The organism is Streptomyces sp. NPDC001634, assembly GCF_040298185.1.
Lineage (GTDB): Bacteria > Actinomycetota > Actinomycetes > Streptomycetales > Streptomycetaceae > Streptomyces.
The window spans coordinates 19,846-42,058 of the sequence record NZ_JBEOZU010000053.1 but is presented as its reverse complement, the minus strand read 5'-3'; the positions used below and the strand labels follow the sequence as shown (position 1 = coordinate 42,058).

The 22,213-nt window shown below is 69.9% G+C and carries 23 protein-coding genes and 1 riboswitch; of the genes, 12 read left to right on the top strand and 11 right to left on the bottom strand.

Going from position 1 to position 22,213, the window contains the following annotated elements; all coding sequences use genetic code 11:
- Positions 1-214 precede the first annotated feature (214 nt).
- The 3 genes from ABT186_RS30025 to ABT186_RS30015 all read left to right on the top strand — a co-directional run bounded on the left by ABT186_RS30025 (position 215) and on the right by ABT186_RS30015 (position 3,112).
- Positions 215-1,132, top strand: coding sequence for an SGNH/GDSL hydrolase family protein (locus ABT186_RS30025; protein ID WP_351927686.1), 918 nt, complete (start codon positions 215-217; stop codon positions 1,130-1,132).
- Between the two features lie 179 nt (positions 1,133-1,311).
- A complete protein-coding gene (locus ABT186_RS30020; protein ID WP_351226218.1) occupies positions 1,312-2,436 on the top strand; it encodes an acyltransferase family protein in 1,125 nt (374 codons plus the stop codon).
- An 85-nt stretch (positions 2,437-2,521) separates the two neighbouring features.
- A complete protein-coding gene (locus tag ABT186_RS30015) occupies positions 2,522-3,112 on the top strand; it encodes a histidine phosphatase family protein (RefSeq protein WP_351226216.1) in 591 nt (196 codons plus the stop codon).
- A gap of 145 nt (positions 3,113-3,257) precedes the next feature.
- Here ABT186_RS30015 and ABT186_RS30010 read toward each other — a convergent pair whose 3' ends face one another.
- The 3 genes from ABT186_RS30010 to ABT186_RS30000 form a co-directional block, all read right to left on the bottom strand.
- Complete coding sequence (locus ABT186_RS30010) at positions 3,258-4,016, bottom strand: CbtA family protein (protein ID WP_351226214.1); 759 nt, start codon at positions 4,014-4,016, stop codon at positions 3,258-3,260.
- Positions 4,017-4,037: 21 nt separating this feature from the next.
- Positions 4,038-4,259: a CbtB domain-containing protein gene (locus tag ABT186_RS30005; RefSeq protein WP_351226212.1), complete on the bottom strand. Its 222-nt coding sequence runs from the start codon at positions 4,257-4,259 to the stop codon at positions 4,038-4,040.
- Positions 4,260-4,294: 35 nt separating this feature from the next.
- Positions 4,295-4,452: riboswitch (cobalamin riboswitch) on the bottom strand.
- Between the two features lie 210 nt (positions 4,453-4,662).
- The gene (locus tag ABT186_RS30000) at positions 4,663-5,433 is read right to left on the bottom strand and encodes an SDR family NAD(P)-dependent oxidoreductase (RefSeq protein WP_351927684.1); all 771 of its coding nucleotides are present in this window, start codon (positions 5,431-5,433) and stop codon (positions 4,663-4,665) included.
- Positions 5,434-5,681: 248 nt separating this feature from the next.
- Between ABT186_RS30000 and ABT186_RS29995 the strand changes: the two genes are divergently transcribed.
- Both ABT186_RS29995 and ABT186_RS29990 read left to right on the top strand, forming a co-directional pair.
- Positions 5,682-6,308, top strand: a complete 627-nt coding sequence (locus tag ABT186_RS29995) for an acyl-CoA-like ligand-binding transcription factor (protein WP_351927683.1) — start codon at positions 5,682-5,684, stop codon at positions 6,306-6,308.
- Between the two features lie 17 nt (positions 6,309-6,325).
- Entirely contained in the window at positions 6,326-7,942 is a 1,617-nt protein-coding gene (locus tag ABT186_RS29990) for an MDR family MFS transporter (protein WP_351927681.1), read from the top strand.
- Between the two features lie 180 nt (positions 7,943-8,122).
- Here the strand turns inward: ABT186_RS29990 and ABT186_RS29985 are convergent, their stop codons facing one another.
- The 3 genes from ABT186_RS29985 to ABT186_RS29975 form a co-directional block, all read right to left on the bottom strand.
- Positions 8,123-8,692: a TetR/AcrR family transcriptional regulator gene (locus ABT186_RS29985; RefSeq protein ID WP_351226204.1), complete on the bottom strand. Its 570-nt coding sequence runs from the start codon at positions 8,690-8,692 to the stop codon at positions 8,123-8,125.
- A 192-nt stretch (positions 8,693-8,884) separates the two neighbouring features.
- A complete protein-coding gene (locus tag ABT186_RS29980) occupies positions 8,885-10,207 on the bottom strand; it encodes a DUF3533 domain-containing protein (RefSeq protein WP_351927679.1) in 1,323 nt (440 codons plus the stop codon).
- A 43-nt stretch (positions 10,208-10,250) separates the two neighbouring features.
- The gene (locus ABT186_RS29975; RefSeq protein WP_351226200.1) at positions 10,251-10,952 is read right to left on the bottom strand and encodes an SDR family oxidoreductase; all 702 of its coding nucleotides are present in this window, start codon (positions 10,950-10,952) and stop codon (positions 10,251-10,253) included.
- 526 nt (positions 10,953-11,478) lie between these two features.
- Between ABT186_RS29975 and ABT186_RS29970 the strand changes: the two genes are divergently transcribed.
- The 3 genes from ABT186_RS29970 to ABT186_RS29960 all read left to right on the top strand — a co-directional run bounded on the left by ABT186_RS29970 (position 11,479) and on the right by ABT186_RS29960 (position 13,751).
- A complete protein-coding gene (locus tag ABT186_RS29970; protein ID WP_351927677.1) occupies positions 11,479-12,483 on the top strand; it encodes a sugar ABC transporter substrate-binding protein in 1,005 nt (334 codons plus the stop codon).
- Between the two features lie 172 nt (positions 12,484-12,655).
- Positions 12,656-13,291 (top strand): TetR/AcrR family transcriptional regulator, encoded by a 636-nt coding sequence (locus tag ABT186_RS29965; protein ID WP_351927675.1) that lies wholly within the window; start codon positions 12,656-12,658, stop codon positions 13,289-13,291.
- Between the two features lie 4 nt (positions 13,292-13,295).
- Entirely contained in the window at positions 13,296-13,751 is a 456-nt protein-coding gene (locus tag ABT186_RS29960) for a hypothetical protein (protein ID WP_351927673.1), read from the top strand.
- Between the two features lie 33 nt (positions 13,752-13,784).
- On the opposite strand, the gene ABT186_RS29955 is transcribed toward ABT186_RS29960, so the two are convergent.
- Positions 13,785-14,288 (bottom strand): MarR family winged helix-turn-helix transcriptional regulator, encoded by a 504-nt coding sequence (locus tag ABT186_RS29955; RefSeq protein ID WP_351226192.1) that lies wholly within the window; start codon positions 14,286-14,288, stop codon positions 13,785-13,787.
- A 78-nt stretch (positions 14,289-14,366) separates the two neighbouring features.
- Here ABT186_RS29955 and ABT186_RS29950 point away from each other — a divergent pair, with 78 nt between their 5' ends.
- Both ABT186_RS29950 and ABT186_RS29945 read left to right on the top strand, forming a co-directional pair.
- Positions 14,367-15,734, top strand: coding sequence for an MFS transporter (locus ABT186_RS29950; protein ID WP_351927671.1), 1,368 nt, complete (start codon positions 14,367-14,369; stop codon positions 15,732-15,734).
- A gap of 54 nt (positions 15,735-15,788) precedes the next feature.
- Positions 15,789-16,565: a polysaccharide deacetylase family protein gene (locus ABT186_RS29945; protein WP_351226188.1), complete on the top strand. Its 777-nt coding sequence runs from the start codon at positions 15,789-15,791 to the stop codon at positions 16,563-16,565.
- Between the two features lie 12 nt (positions 16,566-16,577).
- On the opposite strand, the gene ABT186_RS29940 is transcribed toward ABT186_RS29945, so the two are convergent.
- The 3 genes from ABT186_RS29940 to ABT186_RS29930 all read right to left on the bottom strand — a co-directional run bounded on the left by ABT186_RS29940 (position 16,578) and on the right by ABT186_RS29930 (position 20,147).
- Positions 16,578-17,783 (bottom strand): cytochrome P450 family protein, encoded by a 1,206-nt coding sequence (locus ABT186_RS29940; RefSeq protein WP_351927669.1) that lies wholly within the window; start codon positions 17,781-17,783, stop codon positions 16,578-16,580.
- 49 nt (positions 17,784-17,832) lie between these two features.
- Entirely contained in the window at positions 17,833-19,050 is a 1,218-nt protein-coding gene (locus tag ABT186_RS29935; protein ID WP_351226184.1) for a cytochrome P450, read from the bottom strand.
- Positions 19,051-19,139: 89 nt separating this feature from the next.
- A complete protein-coding gene (locus ABT186_RS29930) occupies positions 19,140-20,147 on the bottom strand; it encodes a DUF2278 family protein (protein ID WP_351927667.1) in 1,008 nt (335 codons plus the stop codon).
- Positions 20,148-20,307: 160 nt separating this feature from the next.
- Here ABT186_RS29930 and ABT186_RS29925 point away from each other — a divergent pair, with 160 nt between their 5' ends.
- Positions 20,308-20,757, top strand: coding sequence for an SRPBCC family protein (locus ABT186_RS29925; protein WP_351927665.1), 450 nt, complete (start codon positions 20,308-20,310; stop codon positions 20,755-20,757).
- A gap of 31 nt (positions 20,758-20,788) precedes the next feature.
- On the top strand, positions 20,789-21,436 hold the full coding sequence (locus tag ABT186_RS29920) for a class I SAM-dependent methyltransferase (protein ID WP_351226178.1): 648 nt from the start codon (positions 20,789-20,791) through the stop codon (positions 21,434-21,436).
- 38 nt (positions 21,437-21,474) lie between these two features.
- On the opposite strand, the gene ABT186_RS29915 is transcribed toward ABT186_RS29920, so the two are convergent.
- Positions 21,475-22,110, bottom strand: coding sequence for a ScbR family autoregulator-binding transcription factor (locus ABT186_RS29915; RefSeq protein WP_351226176.1), 636 nt, complete (start codon positions 22,108-22,110; stop codon positions 21,475-21,477).
- Between the last annotated feature and the right edge of the window lie 103 nt (positions 22,111-22,213).

The following is a 22,213-nucleotide window of genomic DNA, read 5'->3' as shown; positions in this document are numbered from 1 at the left end:
CTCCAGCCAATGCATGACATCAGACGTCATGCATTCGCTCGTGTTCTCGGACACGTATCCACTCGGTGCCCCTCACGCCCTCCCTCTGAGCTACTCGGTTCCCGCCTCTGGCCCCCGAGACATACCGGCGGTATACAAAGCCCAGTCGACCGTGCGAGGGCCGCCGCTGGATACCGGCCCCGTGCGGCGTTCCGGCCTCAGGGGGAGGATTCTCATGGCGCACGACACGGATGCGGGCAGACCGGCGGGACGTCGCCGTTGGCCGATCGCGGCAGGGGCGGCGCTCGGCGGTTGCGCCCTCTTCGCCGCTTCCGCAGTACCTGCCGTGGCGCACGGCGCGGGACCCGGCCGCCACACGCACTACGTCTCACTCGGGGACTCGTACACCGCCGGCCCCCTCATCCCGCAGCAGGTGGACGCGAACTGTGCCCGCTCCGACCACAATTACCCCTCGGTCGTGGCGGCGGAGCGAACGGTGACCGCATTCAAGGACGTGAGCTGCTCAGGGGCAACGACCGAGAACATGTGGAAGTCCCAGGGCACCAACGCCCCCCAGCTCGACGCGCTGCAACGGGACACGGATCTGGTGACGGTCCAGATCGGCGGCAACGACGTCGGTTTCAGCTCCATCATCGGTACGTGTGCCCGCCTCAGCTCCCAGGACCCGACGGGAAACCCGTGCCAGCGTGCCTACGCCTCGTCCGGGATCGACCAGTTGACGGTCGCCATCGCGCAGACCGCGCCGAAGGTCGTCCGTGTGCTGCGGGCCGTGCACGCCAGGGCGCCGCACGCCCGGGTGCTCGTGGTCGGCTACCCGGACCTCCTGCCCGACGACGGCAGCGGCTGCTATCCCTCGGTGCCGTTCGCGTCGAAGGACTTCGCCTATCTGCGGGACACCGAAAAGCGACTGAACCTGATGCTTCGTCTGGTGGCGGGGTGGAATCGTGCGCAGTACGTCGACACCTACTGGCCCACGCGCGGCCACGACATGTGCAAGTCGCCGGCGGACCGCTGGATCGAACCGTTGCAGCCTGCCTCGCCCGCGGCCCCCGCACACCCCAATGCCAAGGGTGAGGCAGCCATGGGGCGTGCCGTACTGGAGCGTCTGAGCCAGGGGCGTGGACGCGACTGAGTGGCGCGTCGCCCTCATTCACTCCGTTGCGGGAGGTTTTCGTAGGGCACGTGGACGTCAGGGAGTCGCCTCTCCGGACGCCTGTGGTGTGATGTTTGCTACGGGACCGGAATGAAAAGTGATGTACGGGCAACGTTCCCCTTCATGCTCTGCACGAACGCCCCCCTGAAGGTGACACGATGACGGCGGCGACCGGGACGACCCGGGCGCCGTCCGTCACCGCCACCGCGACCACCGCCAAGTCCCCTCCGCCTGCCCCGGTACCCCTGCTGCCGTCCCTCACCGGACTGCGGTGGGCGGCCGCGCTGCTGGTCTTCGGACTGCACGTGCACAACTTCGGCTATTTCGGAGGTACCGGCGGCCGCCTTGTGACATGGGCGTTCGTAGCCGGCGGGACCGGAGTGTCGTTCTTCTTCGTGCTGTCCGGGTTCGTGCTGATGTGGACCGTGCGGCCGAACGACCGCGCACTAGCCTTCCTGCGGCGGCGCATGGCCCGCATCTATCCGGTCCATCTGGTCACCGCCGCGATCGCGCTGGTCATGGCATACACGCTTGCCCCCCGAGCCAAGCCGACGCTGCCCCAGGCCCTGGCCGATGTCCTGCTGGTCCATTCCTGGTGGCACCCGTGGTGGCAGACGCTGAACCCGGTCAGCTGGTCGCTGGCCTGCGAGGCCTTCTTCTACGCCACCTTCCCGCTGCTGGCGCTCCTGCTGCGCCGTCTCGGCGCCCGGGCATCGGCGGCGCTGGCCGCGGCATCGGTGCTCGCGGTACTGGTCCTGTCCTGGGCGGACGCGCACCACTGGCCGGACCAGACGGTGTACTCCTTTCCCGCCGCGCGCCTGCCCGAGTTCGTCCTCGGCGCCGCCGTGGCGCGGCTGGTGCTCCTCGACCGGTGGCGCGGACCCGGTCTGGAGGCCTCACTCGCCCTGGCGATCGTCGGCTACTTCCTCGTCCCGCAGGTCACCGGCGGATACCCGGCGACGATCTGCACCATCATCGGCTTCGCTCTGCTCATCCCGGCGGCGGCCGTCGCGGACCTGCGCGGCCTGCCGTCGCTGTGGCGGCACCGGCGGCTGGTGCGGCTGGGGGAACTCTCGTTCGCCTTCTACATGGTCCACCTGCTGGTGCTGCGGGCCGGTACCAGCCTGCTCGGTACCACCCCTCGTTTCGGCGTGGTGGCGGGCCTGGCCGTCCTCGCCGCCACGTTCACCGTGTCGCTCGGCCTGTCCTGGCTCCTGTACGAGGCGGTGGAACGTCCCGCAAGACGGCTGCTGCTCCGCAACCGCCGTCCGTCCAGGACGTAGCCCCGTCCGGGCTCCTGCACTCCGACCTGCGTACCGTGTCCGATGCAAACGCGCAGTCCATGGCAGACGCAGGAGGAGCGCTCGCGTGACCAGCCGTGTCACTTTCATCTCGCCCGCCACCAGCCCGTCGCTGCGGCGGGCCCGTTTCGACGACGGGGACTCGATCGACGACATCGGCGCGGCACGTACCCGCGCGGCCGCCGGGTCGCTGCGCGCCCACGGCCGTGTCGTCGTCTCCCCCAGCGTGCGCTGTCAGGAGACGGCCTCGGCGCTCGGCCTCGACGCCATGCGGACCCCTGAACTCGCGGGACTGGACATGGGCCGCTGGCGAGGCCGGACGCTCGACGAGGTCGCCGCTGCCGAGCCGGAGGCGGTGGCCCGCTGGCTGGCCGACCCCGGCGCCGCCCCGCACGGCGGGGAGTCGGTACGGGACCTGTGCGGGCGCGTGGCCGAGTGGCTGGGCACGTCCCGAGCGGCGGACGGCCGGACCCTCGCCGTGGTGGAGCCGGAGGTCGTGCGGGCCGTGGTGGTGCATGTGATGGGCGCGCCCGAGGAGACGTTCTGGCGCCTCGACGTACCGCCTCTGACGGCGACCGAGGTCAGCGGGCGGTCCGCGCGCTGGAACCTGCGGATCGGGCGCCCTCTCGGAGCGCCGGAGGACGAGGCCGGCCAGTGATGTTCCGGTCAGGGCGTCGGGGTGCGGTGGCGGCGCAGCAATTCCGCCATCGCACAGTGCTCGTGCTCCTCCAGGGACAGGGCGACCGCAGAAACGCGAGAGGGCCCCCGGATGGTTCCGCGGGCCCTCTCGTGTGCTCCGTCATTCAGTTCGAGGCGGCGACTGTCCGCCCGCGCACGGCTGTTGCGGGCTTGGGAGACAGCAGCCGCTGGGCCAGCTCACCGAAGACAAGGCCGAAGCCTCCCCACAGGGTGATCTGGATGGCGAGGGCGGAGAGGCGGAACCGCCACAGCAGCGTGGCCGGGAAGTCCTTCGGCACCTCGTTGACGACGGGCAGGAAGGCGAACGCCAGGCCGATCACGACGGCGAAGCCGAGAACCGCGGCGACGGTGGCGTACCAAGTGCCCAGCTTGGGCGCGAGTCTCTTGCCGATGAGGACAGCACCGATCGCGACAAGCACGCTGAGCACCATCATCAGGAAGTACAGGGTCGTCCGCTTGCCAATGGTGTCGGGGTCGCCGACCGACGGCGGGTTGGCCGGGTACTTCAGGAACGGCACGACGTACACCGCGAGCAGCGCGCAGCCCGACAGCAGCAGCGCGGTCGCCCGCGGGCTGAAGCGGCCGACACGCCCGAGTGCGAAGCAGAAGGCGAGGGCTGCGATGCCGCCGAAGGCGACCCCGTAGATCAGCACACCGGTGGCCAGGCCGGCGGTGGACTGCAGGCTGCGGGAGACGATCTCGACCTCGTGCTCGTGCGCGGGGGCATGGGCCTCCTCGTAGCCGATCGCGCTGTCGACGCTCGGCTCACCGAGGAAGTACGCGACGACCAGGGCGAGCACGCCGGCCCCGAGGCCGGCGAGCATGCCCCGCACCAGAAGGTTTCTTACCGTTGCGGAGTTCATGGGCGTGCGGCGTCCCCCACCTCAGTGGCAGGGGAAACCGAGCAGGTGGCGGGCGTCGTGCACCCACTCGTGGACATCCTCGCCGGACATCATGGAGGTGGCGCCCTGCTCGGCGCCGACGAAGTAGAGCAGAACCAGCATCAGGATGCCGAAGAAGACCGCCCAGGGAACGATCGCCTTCAGCGGCAGCTTGGCGGGAACGACGGGGGTGGTGGCTGTCGGCTGGGCGACGGTCTGCGCCATGGCAGAACCTCCTCTGGGAGTTCGCGTCCCATCTCGGTGGTGCAGTTGACGACGGCTACGGGTCTGACTCACGAGGCACCCCAGCAAGGTGAAGCGTCTCGTTCACAGTGGCGCGACCGTGCCGGATTCCCACCGGCTTCCGTTCTGCCGTCGTCGATATCGGACCGACGGTACCGCGTGTCCGGTACATGGCCAAGACCGCACCCACCTGGCGTGATCTTCCTCTCGTGGGATGGCCCGTCCCTGTGGCGGCTGCGCGGTCGGCCGACCGCGGCGGTGTCGGCACATCGAAGTCAACTCCGCGCACATCAAAACCCAGGACAGTTGACGAGGCGTCACGTCGGCAGAGGAATTCCAGCCGGTTGGGACCCGGGCGTTGGCACAGCGCCTGCCAAGGCCGCTCCTACTTGGCCGCCAAGGTCCGCAGCACCAGAGACGACAGCGACGTGGGCAGGATGCGCAGCGTGCGGACCAGTGCGGCCGCGGGCCAGGGAAAGTACGCATGGGCCGGTTCCTTCTCCAAGGCCCGTATGACGTACCGCGCCGCACGCTCCTGGCTGATCTGGAACGGCTTGGGCAGTCCGTCCGCGCTGACGCGGTCGGTTGCCACGAACCCCGGATGGATGGTGGTGAAGCGGATTCCCCTCGGCGCCAGTTCGACGCGCGCGGCGTCGAGGAGCGTGCTCGCGGCCGCCTTGGCCGCCGAGTAAGGACCCTGTCGCGGAAGGCCCATCAGTCCGGCGAGTGAGTTGGTGTGCGCGATCAGGCCCCCGTCGGGTTGTCTTCCCATCTGCTCGATCAGTGGGATCAGGTAGTTGACCACGACGTCGTAGTTCAACGCCATGATCCGTGAGACGTCCCCGACGCCGACCTCGTCCATGGACATGTCCGGGCCCTGGCCGGCGTTGAGGAGGGCGATGTCGACGGAGCCGAACTCCGCGACGGCGGACGACACCACGTCCGCGGCCGCATCCGCGTTCAGGGCGTCGGCCACTATCTCCAAGCAGTCCGCTCCCGCGGTGCGAACCGCCTCGGCCACGGAGGCGAGTTCGGAAGCACGGCGCGCCACGAGGACGAAGCGGTTGCCGCCACCGGCGAGTTGACGCGCCACCTCCGCGCCGATGCCCGAGGAAGCGCCGACGATCAGTACGGTCCTGCCGGTGATGCCCGCCATCGTGTCCCTCTCTTCGCCGGCCCATCCGTGTTCCGCGCACAGGTTATGCGGCCGATGGCTCGGGGGGCGTACGACCTCGGCATGGGCAAGGTGTACTGCGGCGCCAACACCCTGCGCGACGCCTCGGCCGCCTGGTGGCAGCGCTCGTGCGTTGACCTCTGAGCACGCTGCGAACCAGTCACCTGGGCCTTTCCTCCTGCTGGCCTTGCCGATCGCGCAATGATTGCAGAGTGTGCAATCATGGCCCCATGGCACCCCTGGGCAAGGACCTGCGCGAGCGCAGGCGCCGCGAGACGCAGCGTGAGATCCACGCGGCGGTGGTCCGTCTGGCTCGGACGCACGGCTTCGAGAAGGTCACCGTCGAGATGATCAGCGCCGAGGCCGGTATCTCGCAGCGGACGTTCTTCAACTACTTCCCGAGCAAGGAGTCCGCCGCGGTCGGCCAGGCCCCCGGCGAGCTGCCGCCCGACCTGGTGGCCCGTTTTGTCGCGGGCGGCCCTCCGGCGCACCCCCGCGACGTCCTCGCGGACCTGACCCGGCTGCTCGTCGACCATCTCGCCGAGGACCCGCCGGAACGCCAGGACACGCACGACATCTTCGAGCTGGCGCACAGCACCCCGGTCGTCCTCGCCGCGCTCATGGCGCGGTTCGACGCATTCCGGCAGTCCCTCGCCGAGACCGTCGCCCGGCGCATGGGACCGGACGTCGACGAGGAGATCCCGGACCTGATCGCTTCCGTCGCGATGGCCGCCGTACGCAACGGCATGGAGCGCTGGTCCCAGGACACCGCCGACGACCGCGCCGACTCCCCCGTCCCGTATGTGGAGCGGTCGGTCGCACTCCTGAGCACCCTTCTCACCCCCGAACACCCGTAACCCTGGAGCCTTTCCCGATGACCGACGCCGCACCCCCCGCCGCCGGGGCCGGGGAGACCGAGGAGCAGGACTCCTCCGGGCTCCCTCGCCATTTCGGCCTGATATTCGCCGGCCTGATGACAGCAATGCTGTTGTCCGCGCTCGACCAGACGATCGTCAGCACCGCGCTGCCGACCATCGTCGGCGAGCTGGACGGCGTCAAGCACATGGCCTGGGTGACCACCGCGTACATCCTCGCCGCCACCATCGGCATGCCGGTCTACGGCCGCCTCGGTGACCTCATCGGCCGCAAGGCCCTCTTCCTCGGCGCCATCACCGTCTTCATCGCCGGGTCCGCGCTCGCGGGTGCCGCGCAGGAGATGACGATGCTCATCATCGGCCGCGGCATCCAGGGGCTGGGCGGCGGCGGTCTGATGATCACCTCGCAGGCGATCATCGCCGACCTGGTGCCGCCCCGCCAACGCGCCAAGTACATGGCCCCCATCGGCGCCGTCTTCGGACTCGCCTCCGTGGTCGGTCCGCTGCTCGGCGGCTGGTTCACCGACCATGCCGACTGGCGCTGGGCCTTCTGGATCAACCTCCCGCTCGGGATCGTCGCCCTGGCCGTCTGCGCCTTCGCCCTGCGCCTGCCCCGCAAGGCCGCCAGGGCCACCATCGACTACGCCGGCATCACGCTCATGGCCGCCGCCGTCGCCTGCACCGTCCTGTTCGCCAGCTGGGGCGGTACGGAGTACGCGTGGTCCGACCCGGTCATCATCGGCCTCGCCGCCGGGGGCGTGCTGGCCTGGGTGGCGTTCTTCTTCGTCGAGGCCCGCGTGGCGGAGCCGGTGATCCCGCTCCGTATCTTCCGCAGCCGGATCTTCAACATCTCCACCCTGATCAGCATGATCGTGATCGGCATCGGCATGTTCGCGATCATCGGCTACATGCCGACCTACCTGCAGATGGTCTACGGCAAGAGCGCCACCGCGTCCGGCCTGCTGCTCATACCCATGGTCGTCGGCATCATGGCGACCGCCATCCCGTCCGGCCAGGTCATCAGCAAGACCGGCCGCTACAAGGTGTGGCCCGTCGTCGGCACGGCGGTCGTCGGCATCACCGCGTTCCTGATGTCGACCCTGGAGCCGGACACCTCGATCTCTGTCGTCTGCGGCTACTTCCTGCTGCTCGGCGCGGGCATCGGCATGATGATGCAGACCCTCGTCCTGGCCGTTCAGAACGACTTCCCCGGCTCCGACGTCGGCACCGCGACCTCCGCGAACAACTTCTTCCGCGAGATCGGCGCCACGCTCGGCACCGCGGCGGTCGGCGCCATCTTCACCCACCGTCTGACCGACCAGCTCGCCTCCCGTGTGCCGGCCACCGCCTCCAAGGCCGTCGGCAACACCGAATCCCTGACCCCGGCGCTCGTCCACAAGCTCCCGGCCCGGCTCCAGGACGCCGTCATCCTCTCCTACCAGCACGCCCTGACCCCGGTCTTCCGCTACATGGTTCCGCTCTTCGCGGTGGGGCTGGTCCTGGCCTTCGTGCTGCCGGAGAAGCGCCTGGCCAGCACCCACGCCGAACTGGAGGGCAGCGACACCGGCTCCGGGGCGGGTTCCGATACCGCCGAGGAGGAGCTGACCCGAGCCTGAGCACACCGCGCTGCGGCCGGCCGCGGGCACGGCCCCGGAGACGTACGCGGCCCCGGAGACGTACACGGGGCCGGCGTCGACGGGGGCCACGGTCACCTCGGGGCGAGCGGTGAGTGAGTTTGAAATGCAGACTCACTCACTGCGGGTGAGTCTGGAAAGCAAACCAACTCGGAGCCTCCGTCAGTGCACGCCCGCCGCGTCCAGGAGAGTGACGAGGGTCGGCATGACCAGGCCGGCCAGATTGTCGGCCTTGATGCCGGCTCGGGCACTCGCCCCGTCGAAGACCAGGACCAGCTGCCGGGCCAGCAGGTCGGGGTCGCTCGCCCCGCCCCGCTCCGCCTCGCCACGGAAGAACACCATCAGGTTCTGCTTGACCTGCTGCGCGACCCGGCTGGCGGGATGCTCCGGGTTCTTGAGTTCGATCTGGACGGCGAGGTAGGGGCAGCCCCAGAACTCGGGCGAGTCCGCCTGGGACTCCAACTGCTCGAAGACGTGCAGGATTCGCTCGCGCGGCGACCGCGCGGCACCCTCCTCCGGCAGCAGCCGGGCCGCGAAAGCGGCGGCCCGCCGCTGCAGACTCGCCGCCAGCAGTTCGTCCTTGCTCTCGAACAGCTGGTACATCGAGCGCTTGGACACCCCCGCCGCCTTGCACAGCGCCTCGACGCCGATACCGACACCTTCCGCGTAGGCGAGCGTGGCGGCCGCCTCCAGGAGCCGGTCGCGAGAACTGGGCTTCGAATCCGTGGTCATGAAGAGAGACTAACTCCGTTCCGACCCGAATGAAAACGATCGGTTTACCCCTGTGCCCGTGGCCCGGCCCCGGTCCTCATCGCTCGAAGACCAAGGCCGGGCCCCGGGAGGTGCGTCGCCGCCCGTCCTCACGGAGCGACGCACACGGGGGGCGCGGCCGCTCCGGCGGCCCACGTCCGCGGTCCGCTCCGGCTACGCGGGGATCGCCGTGGCCGGCTGGGGTTCCGGGTTGTCGTGGGGGATGCGGTCAAGTCCCTTGCGGTCGTACAGGTGGGTCATGCCGAAGCCGAAGAGGCAGGCCGCGGTGAGGCCGACGGCGAGCATGATCCAGCCGCGGGTCAGACCGGCGTCGCCCTGGGCCCCGTAGTAGAGGATCGAGCGGACGCCGCCGGTGATCTGCCGCAGCGGCTCGAACTCCGCCAGGAAGCGGTAGAAGCCGGGCAGGGCCTGCAGCGGTGTGGTGGCGCCCGCCGTGGGCACCGCCATGGCGATGAAGACCAGGGTGACCAGCAGCATTCCGGGCGTGCCGAAGACGGCGAGGAGGGTGAGTGCGCCGATGCCGCAGACCGCGATGGCGCAGACCGAGTACAGCCACAGCAGTGGCAGGTGGGAGGCGTCCATGCCCATGATGCCGACCGCGCCGGCCAGCACCAGGCTGCCCATCACCAGGGACAGGGCGATCATGAGGGTGCCGGCGATGGCGAGGGTCTGTGCGCGGCCGGCGCGGATCAGGGGGCGGTGGACGCGGCGCGGGCCCATGTCGTTGTGGGTGTAGCCCAGGGCGTGGTCGACCTGGCCGCTGATGACGTTGGCGGAGAGCATGCCGCACACCACCAGGACGAGCGCGTAGTAGAACGCGGTCAGGCCCATGCCGCTGTGGGTGCCGAGCGGGTGCCCGTCCTGGACGGTGACGGCGGCCGGGTCGGCCAGCAGCAGGCGCGCCGCGGCGGGCAGCCGGTCCTGCTCGCTCTGCGGGATGCGCGCGGTCAGTTCCTTGCCCACCTGCCGGGAGGCGGCCTGTGCGGCGGTGGTCGTGGCAACGCGGGCCAGGCTGGAGCCCAGGCTGCCGGCGGACTGGTTGGTCAGCACGGTCAGCTGCGGACGGTGGGGGGCACCGGCCGTGGCCGTCGGGGTGGGGGTGGGGGTGGTGAGTGCAGTGACGGAGGCGGAGAAGTCGCCGGGCACGAGCAGGGCGCCGAACAGCCTGCCTGTGCCCAGTTCCTTCTGGACCTGCTGTTCGTCCATCACCTTCCACTCGATCTTGTCGCCGCCCGCGGTCGACTTCTTGATCGATTCGGTGATCTGCGCGCCCAGGTCGACCTGCCGGCCGCCGACGGTTGTCCCCTTGTCGGCGTTGACCAGGCCGACCGGGAGCTGGTGCAGATGGTCGGCCGGGTCGATGTTGGCGCCCACGTAGAACACGGTGAACAACAGCGCCAGGACACCCACGATCACACCGTTGGTGATCCACAAAGGTTTCGCACGCAGCACACGCAAGGGGTGAATACCCGTCATCACTTACTCCGGTCCGTTCTACAGAACTGCAAGGGCGGGGGCGTTACTTGGCGAGTTGCTGGTACATGGACGCCACCGCTCCGGACAGCGCCCCCTTGACCCACCGGGTGATGTCGTCGGCCAGCACCTCGTGCGCTCCCGTCTCGATGCCGTCCAGCGCGGCCACGGCGATATCGCGGGGGCTGGACTTGGGCGCGTCGATACCGGCCGTCATGTCGGTGTCCACGTACGCCATGTGAAGCCCGGTGACCTCGATGCCGCGTGGCTGCAGCTCCAGGCGCAGGCTGTTGGTCTGCGACCACATCGCGGCCTTCGAGGAGCTGTAGGTGCTGCCGTCGGCGAGCCAGGACAGCGCGGAGTGGACATTGAGGATGTGGCCGCCGCCGTTGCGTTCGATGACCGGCACGAAGGCGCGGGTGAGCAGCAGCGGGCCATAGAAGTTGATCTCGAACTCCCGGCGGATGTCGTCGACCGGCGACGTGAGGAAGCGCGCGCGGGTCGAGGCACCGGCGTTGTTGATCAGGACGGTGACGTCCCGGGCCTGCGCGGCGGCCGCCGCCACGGAGTCGGGGTCGGTGACCTCCAGCGCCAGCGGAACGGCGTCCGGGTGGGTCACGGTACGTGGGTCGCGGGCCGTGGCATAGACCTTGCCGACGCCCCGGGCGTACAGCTCCTCCACCAGCGCCTTGCCGATGCCCCGGCTGCCGCCGGTGACGAGGACGACGGAGTCCTTGATCGCAGTCATGACCATCTCCAGAGAGTGAAACCGATCGGTTTTCCTGCAGCGTAAACCGATCGGTTTCAGGGTTCAAATCCAAGGTGCGCCGCCGCGGGTTCACATCCAGGCACCGCGGGTTCACATCCAAGGTGTGCCGCCGCGTGGATCAGGCTCACTGCGGCCGCATGGCGGACGTGGCGTTTGCCGCCATACGCGACCGGTTCGACTTCGGCGTTCATCGGGCCCGCAGCCCGATCGCGCACCGACCTGCACACCCCCGGCGCAGCTCGAACGTTTTGTTGGGACGTCCTGACATACCTGTTGACATCGCCTGGGGGCCACCCCATAGTACGAGCCACTAGAGCGCGCTAATAAAGCGCTCTAGCGAGCTCCGGTGACGGCGAGGCAGTCCCCACCCACGGCTGCCGCAGACCGCGCTCACGCCGCCACCCAGGGCGCAATCAGGCCCGGGTGCGCCCCGCATCAGCCGACCTCCTCCCCCCTCAACCCACCTGCACACCCACCCAGACCAGCACAGCGAGGTGCAAGGGACATGCACAGACACCACCGAGCCGCCGCTCTGACCGCCACTCTGCTCGCCGGCGCCCTGTTCGCCGCCGGCTGTTCCAGCAGCTCCGGCGGCAAGAAGTCCGAGGAAGGCGGCGCGGCGGCCTCCGCGGGCAAGGCCACCACCCCCCGCATGACCGTGGCCATGGTCACCCACGCCTCCCCCGGCGACACCTTCTGGGACCTGATCCGCAAGGGCGCCCAGGCCGCCGCCGCCAAGGACAACATCAAGCTCGTCTACTCGTCCGACCCGAACGCCGGAAACCAGGCCAACCTCGTACAGAACGCCATCGACCAGAAGGTCGACGGCATCGCCCTCACCGCGGCCAAGCCCCAGGCGATGAAGGACGTCGTGGCCAAGGCCAAGGCGGCCGGCATACCTGTCATCGGCTTCAACTCCGGCCTGGACAACTGGAAGCAGCTCGGCATGCTCGAGTACTTCGGCCAGGACGAGAACATCGCCGGCCAGGCCTTCGGCCGGCGCCTGAACCAGCTCGGCGCCAAGCACGCCCTGTGTGTCATCCAGGAACAGGGCCAGGTCGCCCTGGAGGCCCGCTGCGCCGGCCTGAAGAAGGGCTTCAGCGGCAAGACGGACAACCTCTACGTCAACGGCACCGACATGCCGTCGGTGAAGTCGACGATCACCGCCAAGCTCAAGCAGGACTCCTCCATCGACCAGGTCGTCACCCTCGGCGCGCCCATCGCGCTGACCGCCGTGCAGTCACTGTCGGACGCGGGCAGCAAGGCCAAGGTCGCCACCTTCGACCTCAACAAGGACCTGGTCAAGGCGGTCCAGGACGGCTCCGTCGAGTTCGCCGTCGACCAGCAGCCGTATCTGCAGGGCTACTTGGCGGTCGACTCGCTGTGGCTCTACAAGACCAACGGCAACTTCAGCGGAGGCAGCACCGCGCCCGTCCTGACCGGTCCGGCCTTCATCACCAAGGACAACGCCGACCAGGTCGCCAAGTTCGCCGCCAACGGCACGCGGTAACCGCAAGGACCGGTGCGTCGGCACCGGCACGATCACGGGGCCACAGTCTCAGGAGCCGGGAGGGTCCGGCTCCTGAGCCTGTGGCTCTCGTCAAGTGCGGAGGCACCGCATGAGACGATGATGGATTCATCAGTACTGCGATTGATCTCGAACCGGTTGTTAGACTCACCGCATGCCGAATCCAGCCCCACCCCGTAACCGCTTCGAACGGCGCCGCGCCGAGACCCGGCAGGCACTCGTCCGCGCGGCCCGGCAGATCCTCGCCGAGACCGGCGACACCAGCGTGAGCATCCAGGCGATCGCCGAGCGTGCGGATGTCGGCTTCGGCTCCTTCTACAACCACTTCGAGTCGAAGACGGAGCTGTTCGACGCAGCCGTGGTGGACGCGCTGGAAGAATTCGGCCAGACCTTCGACGAGCGCCTGAGCGGGATCGACGACCCGGCGGAGCTCGTCGCCGCGGGCTTCCGGCTCAGCGCACGGATGGCCGACTCCCATCCGGAACTCATGCAGGTCCTGCGCCACCGCGGGCTCGGCTACCTCCACTCCGAGAAGGGTCTGGCCCCGCGCGCCTTGCGCGACCTGGAACGCGGCGTCGCCTCGGGCCGCTTCGTCCCGGTCGAGCCGGCCGTCGCCCTGTCCGCGCTGGGCGGGACACTGCTCTCCCTGCTGGAGCTGAGGTTCGCCCGGCCCGACCTCGACGGCGACGAGGCCGCCGCCGGCCTGGCCGAGATGGTCCTGCGCATGCTGGGCGTCCCGTCGGACGACGCCCGCGAGGTTGCCCGGCGCCCATTGCCCGACCTCGGCTGAAGAGATGAAGCACGACTCCCTGCCCAGACCTGCAACATACCCTGGCCCGCCGCATCTTGCCGGGCTGACGGAGCCCGCCGAGCGGCCCGCCCATGTGTCCGAACGTCGCTGGGCCGACCTGCTGGGCGCCGGCTGGGCAGGGCGGCTGTGCGGCCCGGCCGGGCAGACCCGCTTCCGCTTGCGCTATCACGGGGACGTGTCCGAGGGGCTGATCACCGACGACGCACAGGGCCTGCCCGCGCTGGTCCACGCCGTACCGGCGTCCGGGGAACCCGTCCTGCTGTTCGACGGCTCGGCACACGGCTACAACGCCCTGTTCTGCGACACCTGGGACGCGCAGGCCCTGCGCGCCCGCCGAGCCGACCGGACCTATGTCGACGCCGACGGGGAGGACACCTTCGAACTGGTCGTCTGGCCGCAGCCTGCGCTGCCTGACGTCGGTGCCCGGAGAGGATCGTGATGCTCGACGACGACGGCGGCGCGGGCGGGGCCGTCAGGACGACTCGGCCTCCAGCATCACGCGCCGTAGCAGGGCCGCCAGTTGCCCCCGCTCGTCCTTGCTGAGCACTCCCAGCAGCCGTTCCTCCTCGCGCCCGACCGCTCCCAGCGCCTGATGCCAGGCCGCGCGTCCGGCGTCCGTCAGTTCGACGTCGACGCGGCGGCGGTCGACGGCCGAGGGGGTGCGGCGGACGAACCCGCGGCGCTCGAGTCCGTCCATCCGGCCGGTGACCGAGGCGGGCGCGAGTCCGAGGTCGGCCGCGAGTTCGGAGGGGGCGGCCCGGCCTCCGCGGCCGGCGAGTTTGTGCAGGGTGTCGTACTCGTGCCGGTCCAGTCCTGAGGCGGCGAGGGAGCGTTCCTTGGTCCGACGCAGATGCCGGGTGAGCAGCATGGCGCGGGTGACGGCGCCCTCGGTGTCCGGGTCCAGGTCCGGCAGCACCGGCAACCATCGCGCCACATGCTCGTCAGTCGAGTCGCGGAGTTGTGGGGGCTCGGCCATGGCGTCATGGTAGCGCCGGTGCTTCGGGAGCAGATATTTCGGTAGCGAATAATTCGTTGCCGAAGTATCTTGCCGGCCATGACTACGCCGGAACCCGCCATGCCCTCCGCCTCCCATCCACTGCTGACGCACCGCTTCCAGTTGCTCTTCACCAGCCGCTCGCTCGCGCTGCTGGGCGATGCGATCGTGCCTGTCGCACTCAGCCTGGCCGTGCTGGAGGTGACGGGATCGACCGGCGCCCTGGCGCTGCTGCTGGGCTGTGCGATGGTGCCGCGACTGCTCCTCCTGCCGGTCGGCGGCGTGACCGGTGACCGAATCAACGTCCGTACGGTGGCGCTGACCACCGCGCTCGTCCGATCCGCGGCCCAGATCTTCGTGGGGGTGCAGTTGCTCGGCGACGCTCCGAGGCTGTGGTGCCTGGCGGTCGCCGAGGTCCTCGGCGGGGCGGCCACGGCTTTCGCTCAGCCCGCGTTCTCGCCACTGGTCATCGGTACGGTGCCGGAGGCAGGGCGGCAGCGGGCCAACGCCGCGGTGGCCGCGGCCTCCAGCGCGGCGCGGCTCGCCGGGCCCCCGCTCGCGGGTGCACTGCTGCTCGCCGGGGCGGGCTGGGCGTTCATCGCCGTCGGCATCGGCTATGCGGTGAGCGCCGCGCTGCTGCTGCCGCTGCGGGTGGCCCATGTACGGCCGCAGCGACGGGCGTTCCTGACCGATCTGCGCGACGGCTGGGCCGAAGTGCGCTCCCGCGACTGGTACTGGACGAGCCTGATCGCGCACGCGGTGTGGAACGGCGCCGCCGCCGTGCTGGCGACGCTCGGCCCCGCGATCGCGCTCGATGAACTGGGCGGCAAGAAGGTGTGGGTTGCCATGTCGACGGTCGCGGGTGTGGGCCTGCTGCTCGGCTCACTGGCGGCCGGCCGGGCCCGGCTGCGCAATCCCGTACTGACCGGCAATCTGGCGCTGGCCAGTTACGCAGCACCGCTTGCCCTGCTCGCCGTGCCCGCTCCGGCGTCGCTGGTCATCCCGGTCTACGGCCTTGCGATGGCGGCGCTGGGCTTTCTGAACCCGGTCTGGGAGACGGCAGTCCAGCAGGTGGTACCGGGACCGGTGCTTGCCCGGGTCGTCTCCTACGACTGGCTCCTGTCGCTCGCCGCGATGCCACTGGGCTACGTGCTGGCCCCACTGGCGGCCGACGCCTGGGGGCCACGGACGCCATTGGCCGTGGCCTCCGCACTGGTCGGCGCGGCGTGCCTGGCAACAGCGGCGGTACCCGGAGTACGCCACTTCCGGATGCCGCAGGAGGATCGCGCACCCTCAGTCGTCACTGCCGGGTCTCAGGCGTGTCCTGTGGATCTTCGCAGCGTCGCAGACGGCCCGTCAGTCGGCCGTCCGTCCCGGGACCGTCGGCAGCACCTGCTCGGCGACGCGGACCAACGCCGCGATGTCTGAGCTGTACATGCAGGCTATGTATGCCGTGTATAGCCTGCATGTATAGTCGCGCCCATGCTTTCGACGGGTAAGACGAACAGAGGTGCGATCAGGTTGCGGGCCGCAGTCGCCCTTCTCGCGACGGCCTTCGCGCTCTCGGGGTGCACCACGCTGCACACCACCGCCCCCAGCACCGTCCGCGCGCACGCCGCCGCGGGCGCGCCGGCCCGGTTCGGGACCGTGGACTGCCGCGAGGCCAAGTGCATCGCGCTGACCTTCGACGCCGGGCCGAGCGAGAACTCGGCGCGGCTGCTCGACATCCTCAAGGAGAAGAAGGTCCCCGCGACCTTCTTCCTGCTCGGCAAGGGGCACATCGAGAAGTACCCGGAGCTGGTCAAGCGGATGGCCGCCGAGGGACACGAGGTGGCCAGCCACACCTGGGACCACAAGATCCTCACCGAGATATCGCCGCAGCAGATACGCGAGGAGCTGGAGAAGCCTGACGACGCGATAGAGAAGCTCATCGGGCGCAAGCCCACACTCATGCGCCCGCCCCAGGGCCGCACGAACGACACCGTGCACAGGATCAGCCGGGAGTTGGGGCTCGCCGAGGTGCTGTGGAGCGTGACCGCCAAGGACTACACGACGAACGACTCGAAGCTGATCCAGAAGCGGGTGCTGGAGCAGGCGTCCCGGGACGGGATCATCCTGCTCCACGACATCTACAAGGGCACCGTGCCCGCGGTGCCGGGAATCATCGACGCGCTCAAGGAGCGCGGGTATGTGTTCGTCACGGTCCCCCAGCTGCTGGCACCGGGGAAGACCGAGCCGGGGACGGTGTACCGGCCCTGACGCGCCGTCGGCTCAGCCGAACCGCACCGGGATCTCCCGGTAGCCGTACGCGATGAACGACTCCACCTGCTCGACCGGTCCGTCCAGGCGCAGCCCCGGGAAGCGGTCGAAGAGCGCGGGCAGGGCGATGGACGCCTCCAGGCGGGCCAGCGGCGCACCCATGCAGTAGTGGACGCCGTGGCCGAAGGCGAGGTGTTCCTTGTCGGCGCGGCTGATGTCGAAGCGGCCTGCGCTCACGCCGTGCCGACTCGGGTCGAGTCCGGCCGACAGGTACGTCGCGAAGATCGCGTCCCCGCGCTGGATCAGGGTGCCGTCGGCGAGCTTGATGTCCTCGACGGTGTACCGCAGCGGGAGATTCGCGATCGAGGGGGCCCAGCGCAGGGTCTCCTCGATGACCTCGCTCCAGGGGATCTCGCCGGTGCGGACGCGGGCGAGCTGGTCGGGATGGCTGAGCAGTGCGTGGACCGCGTTGCCGATCAGATTGACCGTCGTCTCATGGCCGGCTCCGATGACCAGCAGGAGCGTGTCGATCAGCTCGATCTCGGTCAGGCGCGAGCCCTGCTCGTCGCGGGCGGCGATGAGGGCGCTTATCATGTCGTCGCCCGGCCGCTGCCGCTTGTCGGCGACCAGCCCGGCGAGCAGCTCATGCACCTCGTGCCAGGTGGCCATGGCCTGCTCGGGCGTGACCGTGGTGTCCATGTTGGCCTCGATCAGGCGCGCCATGGCGCCCTGCCGGTCCTCGGGGATCCCGAACATCTCGCAGATGACGCGCATGGGCAGCGGATGCGCGTACGCCGCACGTAAGTCCGCACGGCCACCAGGGAGTTCGGCCATACGGTCGAGCAGCTCCGTGCCGATCTCCACGATGCGCGGCCTCAGTGCATCCGTACGGCGCTTGGTGAACGCGGGCGAGACGAGTTTGCGCAGCCGCCGGTGGTCGGCGCCGTACGCGGTGAACATGTTGGTCACACCGACCCAGGAGTTGATCCAGGTCTCGCGGTACTCACCGGCCATCCAGGCGGGCCAGTGCAGATTGGGGTTCTTGGAGACGCGGTCGTCGGCGAGGAGCTGTCTGAGGACGTCGTACCGCGTGGGCGCCCAGGCTCTGATGCCGCCGGGCAGTTCGATCCGGGCGGCGGCTCCGTGCTCGCGCAGCAGGGCGGCCTCGCCGTGGAGGTCGGCGCCCGCGGGATCGATGACGTAGGGCTGGTCCTGCACGGGATCTCCTGTCGTCGCGGACCACCAGAGGTGGATGACCGAAGGCGGGTCACCAGGCTATGTGCAGGCTCTCCGGGGAGCGGTGGATCAGGGTGGGGCGCATGGTGACGGGACGGTCGTCGGCCGGCCGCAGCCCGGGCATCCGGCGGGTGAACTCCTCCAGCGTGAGACGCAGTTGCTCGCGGGCGAGCTGGGAGCCGGGGCAGCCGTGGACGCCGTGGCCGAAGGCGACATGGCGAACGGGGGTACGGGTGATGTCGAACTCGTCGGGGCGCGGATGCCGGGCGTCGTCCCGGTTGGCGCCGCCGAAGGCGACGAACACCTGTGCTCCGGCGGGGAGTTCGGTGCCGGCGAGAGTGACCGGCCGGGTGGTGACGCGACGGAATCCCTGCAGGGCGCTGTCGTGGCGGGCGGCCTCCTCGATGGCCGCGGGGATGCGGTCCGGCTCCGCGCACAGAAGCTCCCACTGACGCGGGTGCCGCAGGAAGTTCAGCACGGTCGTACCGATCAGGGCCGTCGTCGTCAGATGCCCGGCGATGAGGAGATTCTGCAGATGCGCGACCATCTCGTGCCGCTGATCGAGCGTCAGCTCCCCATCTCCCGGGGCCAGGGAGGCGAGGAGTTCGCTGATGAGGTCCTCACGGGGGTGGGCGCGCCGGTCGCGTACGTACCCGTCGAGAATGTGCTGCATCGCGACGACATCCTCGGCGGCCGCGATCTGCTCGTCCTCCTCCAACGGCCGGAACAGCAGTTCCTCCGCGCGGTAGCCGCCGTGCACGACGGCCGGCACATCGGCGGCGTCGAGGCCGACGATCCGCCCGATGACCTCTCCGGGCAGCCGCTGGGCGTATGCGGACATCAGCTCGACATGCCCGTCCTTGAAGAAGGTGTCGACGACTCCGGCGACGCGTTCGGCGGCGTAGGGCAGCACGGCGGCGACCCGGGCGGGCGAGAGCCCGCGGACGATCGGGGTGCGCAGCTCCTGATGCCGCGTCCCGTCCGAGGTGACGACGACGGGGCGCCCGCCGAAGCCGCGGCCGAGCACGGCGAACGCGGCGGGCGAGGGCATCACATCGGGCCTGAGCACGTTGCCCGACGAGAAGTCCTCGGGCCGCCGCAGCACCTCCCTCACGTCGGCGTCCCGCGCCACCAGCCAGGCGTCCAGTTCGGCGACATGGATGAGGCCGTCGGCCTGCCGCGCCCGTGCGTAGTGCGGGTACGGATCACGTTGTAACTCGTCCAGCCTGCCGTGCAGTTGACGGTCCACGGGGCGCCCTTCGGCCAGGGGTGAAAGGTCGCCTCATGGTGCCGTACATCGGTGCGAACGCGGTAGAGGCCGCTATGTCCGGACTCTGCTCAGAACACCACCGTCCAGCCCTCCCGCGCCGCCTGCTGCGCGGTGTACGACACCCCGTGCACCTTCCGGCCGTCGGCGTCGAGCAGGGTGACCTCGCCGCCGTGGTTGCCGAGCTGGGCGCCGTCGGCGAGCGGGACGGTCAGACAGAGACCGGCCGCGAGGGGGCCCGGCGGTACCGGGCAGGTGTGGCCGAGGCGGTCCACCAGGCTCCAGCCGGTGAGGTCGACCGGGGCGGGCGAGGCGTTGATGAGGGTGACGGTCTCCGGCTCGGGGTCCGGGCCGCTCGGGTTGACCAGGGCGGCCACGATCCGTACCGACGGGTCACCGGGCTCGGGACGGGCGCCGTCCGGGTCGAGGGCGTGGCCCGTGACGTCGTCCGTGTGCCACTGCTGGCTCTGGAAGGCGAGGAAGATGCCGACCCAGCGGGACTGGGCGGGGAAGTGGAGCAGCAGTCCGCCGTCCTGCCAGACGCCGTCGTCCTGCGCGAAGCGCCCGCTGTTGCCCTGGTTCATGTGGACGTCGTGGACGCCGTTGCCGGGCAGGAAGCCGAAGACCTTGTCACGGACGTTCGACTCGGGGCCCCAGCGCTCGCCGAAGACGTACAGCCGGGCTTCCGAGTCGCCGACCGCGCGCCGCACATAGTGGTCGAGGAGGTCGGCCAGGTCATTGTCGGGGCCGCTGACGTCCGGCGGCAGCGGGCGCATCCGGGCCGGGTCGAAGAGGTTGCCGCGGACGAAGTCGAGATTCGGCCCGCCGGGACCGGGCGGCAGCGTGTTCCAGCCGCCGGTGAGGCCCTGCAGCCGGTCGGTGACCGGATGCCGGAAGTCCTCGCTGACGAGGTAGAGCAGATCGGAGGGCTTTTCCTGCGACTTCACATTGACGGCCGCGCGGAAGTGCGTGTCCTGATCGTCCGTCAGGTGGATCTGGTAGTGCGGTGTGTCGGCTCCTGCCTCGCGGCGGGTGTCGACGGCGCGCCCTATGAGGACGCCATAGGCCTTCAGTGGCATGGTGACCAACTCCCCCTGGGGGACGGGCGCGTTGCCCGCCCATGCCGGGAATGCTAATGAGATTGCTCGCTTTGTCACTTGTTCCGCCGGGAATTCAGGTTCTGTCCATCCGCGCGTGGCTGAGGGAACGGATGGGACCCCCGGTGCGTACGATCCCCCCGTGGTCCTCTTCCACCTCGAACGCGTCGCCCCGCTCCCCGTCGACCAGGCCTGGCTCCGGCTCACGGACTGGCCGCGCCACGCGGACGTGGCACCGCTGACCCGGATCACCGTGCGCACCCCGCCGCCGACCGCCGCGGGCACGGTGTTCGTGGCCCGCTCCGGCATCGGACCGCTCGCCTTCGACGACCCGATGGAGGTGGTCGCCTGGCAGCCCCCGAGGCGGTGCCGGCTGGTCAAGCGGGGCGGTTTCGTCACCGGCTGGGCCGAGATCGAGGTGCATCCGCACGGCGTGGGACACTCGCGCGTGGTGTGGCGGGAGGACCTTTCCGTACGCCTGCTGCCGAGGCTGTTCGACCGGCCGCTCGGCTGGGTGGCGCGGCGGACGTTCGGGCGCGCGGTGAGGAATTTGCTGGAGTACGACTCCCATCACGGGGAGCCGCGCGGGTAGTTGTCAGTGGCGGCCTCTACAGTCCTGGCCCATGACGGAGACCTCGCATCTGAAGGCCACCAGGGACTCGTACGACACCGTGGCCGTCGACTACGACCGGCTGTTGAGGAACGAGCTGGACAACATGCCCTTCGACCGGGCCATGTTGGGGGTGTTCGCCGAGCGGGTGCTGGGCGGCGGGGGCGGGCCCGTCGGGGATCTGGGGTGCGGGCCGGGACGGGTGACGACCTACCTGGACAAGCTCGGGCTCGATGCCTTCGGGATCGACCTGTCGCCGCAGATGGTGGCCGTGGCCCGGCAGGCGTACCCGGGACTGCGGTTCGAGGTGGGGTCGATGACCGGCCTCGACGTCGAGGCCGGCACCCTGGCCGGCGCACTGGCCTGGTACTCCACGGTGCACACGCCGCCCCGGGAACTCCCCGTGACCTTCCGGGAGTTCCACCGGGTCCTGGCTCCCGGTGGCCATCTCCTCATGGCCTTCAAGGTCGGCGACGAGTGCGTGCACCTGGACCACGCGTACGGACACGACCTGTCCCTCGACGTCTACCGCTTCCGGCCCGAGCAGGTTTCCGGGCTGCTGGCGGACGCCGGGTTCGTCGAGGTCGCCCGGCTCGAGCGTGCGGCCGACGAGCGGGAGAACACCCCGCAGGCGTACATCCTGGCCCGCAAGCCCGTCTAGCTCCTCGCGGTTGCGCAGGACACGGTCACGGGACCGCGTCACGCGCCCGTGACCAGGTGGGTGCTCGCCCTGGCCAGCAGGGCGTGTGGGGTGGGGTCGGTCTGCAGGCCGGGAAGCAGCAGCAGCCAGAGATCGGCCAGGCGGTCCTCGATCAGCAGACGGTCGTCGAGCACGTCGGAGAGCGTGTGCAGTCCGAAGAACGCGGCGACCAGGGTGGGCGCGTCGCGGCTCGGCTCCGCGTGGGAGGCGAGGTCGCCCTCGGCGCGCGCCCGGGTGAGCATGCGCTCGACCGTGGCGATCCAGTCCACGAAGGGTGGAGGCATCTCGACGTCGATGGACCTGCGCTCGGCCCAGAGCCGGGCGCCCGCGCGGACGAGGACGTCGTCACGGAACGCGCGCCCGACCGCGAAGCTGAGGCGCACAAGCTTCTCCAGGGCCGGTTCGGGGGCCGCTTCATGGCGCGCGACCATGGCCGGCCAGGTTGCGAAATGTGCTTTCACCACGGCAAGGGCAAGCTGCTCCTTGTTGGTGTAGTGGAAGTAGATGGCCCCGCTGGTACGGCCGGACCGTTCGCTGATATCACTGATACTGGTCGCCACGTACCCCCGTTCGAAGAACAGGTGAGCTGCTGCCAGCAATACGGCTTTGCGGGTTTCTTCCGCCCGATCCTGCACTCGCGTTCCCTTGCCCGTCGGTGGGTGCCGAGGAGGAATGTAGTCGCCTCCGCCACCGGGCCGTGAAAACCGGCATGCGGAATCGACGGTATTATTTTTAGTC